The organism is Phenylobacterium sp. (assembly GCF_035569475.1).
Lineage (GTDB): Bacteria > Pseudomonadota > Alphaproteobacteria > Caulobacterales > Caulobacteraceae > Phenylobacterium.
In genome coordinates this window covers 1-2,555 of sequence record NZ_DATMNA010000040.1, presented here as the reverse complement: position 1 = coordinate 2,555, position 2,555 = coordinate 1, and the positions used below count along the sequence as shown (strand labels likewise).

Here is a 2,555-nt window from a genome sequence, read left to right as displayed (position 1 = left end):
GACCTCGCGCAGCTTCCCGTAGACCTCGTCGTATTCGGCGGCGCGCCGCTGGTCGGCGGGCGCGCCGGCGTGGGCGAAGTGGTTAGTGCCGCTGGGGTAGGCGCCGGGGACGACGATGACGGTTTCGATGCCGAACTTGATCAGCTCGGCGGCGTAGCTCTCGGCGAGGGCGTCCATGCCCGCCTTGGCCGCGAAGTACGGCGCCAGGAACGGCGGGTGGCCGCCGCGGGTGCTGGAGCTGCCCACCCACACCAGCAGGCCCTGGCCGCGTGCCCGCAGGTGCGGCAGGACGGCGCGGTTGACCCGCTGGGTACTCAGGACGTTGACGTCGTACAGGTCGGCGAGCTGCTCGGGGGTGAACGCCTCGACCGGGCCGAGGACCATGTGCCCGGCGTTGTGCACCACGACGTCCAGGCGCCCCTGCTCGGCGCCGATCGCGGTGACCGCCTCGTCGACCGAGGCCTGATCCTGGACGTCCATCTCGATGCCCCGGACGTCGATCGCCTCGGCCGCCGACAGCTCGGCCAGCTCTTCGGCCGCCTTGGCGTTGCGGTCGGCGGTGGCCCGCATCCCGGCGTAGACCGTGTAACCCGCCCGGCCGAGCGCCCGGGCGGCGAGGTTGCCGAAGCCGCTGGAGGCGCCGGTGATGAGGATGACCTTCTGATCAGCCATGTCTTCTTTCCCTTCTTGTTGTAGTCGCCGCAGGCCTTGCCCTGGCGGAGGAACTTCACCGGCCCGACCGGGATCTCCTTCGCATCCTGCTCAGATTCCAGTGGGGCCATGAGGAGACGCGGGCCTGGGCGCCGCCGCCGACGGCGGCGCCCAGGCCCTTGCTGCGCGGCGACCGCAGGTACGCCTGAGTGCGGGCGCACGTGTCGTCGCGGTCGCCCCGGGAGCTCGGCACTGGTCGTGACCCTTGAGCGCCCGCGCTGGGCTGGCGCTAGCCGTTCCCACCCCGGAAGGACGGTCGCGAAGCGGCGGCGCCAGTCCGAGCTGCCAGGACTGCTGGCCGCCGCTGACGTCTGCGATGACGTCGCACTGGCTTGCACGAGATGCCATGCCGGCCAGGCGAGCGAGTCCGGAGACCGTGGGCGGCTCAGATATTCCTGCAGCGCCTCGAGCACCCCGCCGGGGCCGCCCATGACGAGCTCGGCTGACCGGCTCGCGGCGTTGGCCGGCCATCCCTCCCGGGCCTTGCCTTCGTCACCGGGTCGAGAAGCCGCCGTTGACGAAGAGCGTCTGGCCGTTGGCGAACCAGCCGCCCGTCAGCAGGAAGCGGACCCAGGGCACGATGTCCTCGATCTTGGTCAGCTCGCCGCTGGTGCTCATCGACTTGCTGAACTCGGGCTCGCCCGGCGCCGCCGCGTCCCAGAAGAACGGCGTGTCCATCGGGCCGGGCGCGATGTTGTTGACCGAGACGCTGCGGCCGAACAGCTCCTTGGACAGGGCCCTGGTGAAGTGCTCGAGGGGGGCCTTGCTGCCGGCGTAGACGGAGTACCGGCCGGTGTAGGCCGCGAGCAGCGAGGACACCAGGTTGACGATCTTGCCGCCGTCCTCGATCCGCCGGGCCGCCTCGGCCATGATGAAGAAGGCGGCCTTGGTGTTGATGGCGAAGTGCCGGTCGAATTCCTCCTCGGTGACCTCCGTCATGGGATGCCCGACCGCCATGCCGGTGGTGTTCACGCAGGCGTACAGCGACCCCCAGCGGCCCGTGACCGCATCGAGGACCCGCCGGATCTCGGCCACGCTGGTCAGGTCGGCCTGGATCGCGAACGCCTCGCCGCCGGCTGCGATGCAGGCGGCCACCGTATCCGCGGCGGCGGCCTTGGTGGCGTCGCTGTTGTAGTGCACGGCGATGCGCGCCCCGTCGGCCGCCAGGGTGCGCGAGATGAGACCGCCGAGGTTCTTGGCGCCCCCGGCCACGAGGACGACCTTGCCTTGTAGATTCTGCTCAGGCATCTGCTTGCTCCTTATCTTGAGTGAACGCAGGTCAGCCGCACGACCGCGACCGTTGCGGGGTCGTGCTCGGCCGCCACCGACGGGGAAGCAGGTCGTCGGGCGCCTGCGAACCGTCGGTGATCTCGGCCTTTCCGCGTTAGCGGCGGGCGATTCCCTGCCCGCTCCTGCGACGCTAACGGCCAGCGACTCAGAGCAGCCTCCGGCAGATTGCTGATCGATCTCCATTTCTTGCGGTCTGCCCTGGCGGGCAGCGCGACGCGACGCCGACCGCCTCAGGCACCAGTTTGAAAGGTTCTGCGTGTCAGTGAGTACCGGCGTTCAACGGGACGCCCGATCGCCTCGCCGAGGACACCTCTATCGCATGCCTGGCCTCGCCCGCATCCCCGCAAGAGCCTCCCGCAAGAGCCTAAGGAGTGATACCACCCGTTTTCACTTCCTCCGACCATAGCTTTCGTGCGCTTTTCCCAAGGACGCCATCATGTGCACATAGGGTCCAGCGGCGGGTGTTGGCGCACTCTGGCAACAGAACGGCCGTTCGAGCTCGGCTTGGACGGCATATTGGCTGAGCGGGATTCGGCGCTATAACGGCGGGTCGG

2 protein-coding genes are annotated in these 2,555 nt (G+C 69.4%); both read right to left on the bottom strand.

Annotated elements, in window-relative coordinates; genetic code table 11:
* The coding region (locus VNW53_RS06440) for an SDR family oxidoreductase (RefSeq protein ID WP_325554361.1) at positions 1–672 on the bottom strand (672 nt) is incomplete at its 3' end.
* A gap of 531 nt (positions 673–1,203) precedes the next feature.
* A complete protein-coding gene (locus VNW53_RS06435) occupies positions 1,204–1,959 on the bottom strand; it encodes an SDR family oxidoreductase (RefSeq protein ID WP_325554359.1) in 756 nt (251 codons plus the stop codon).
* Between the last annotated feature and the right edge of the window lie 596 nt (positions 1,960–2,555).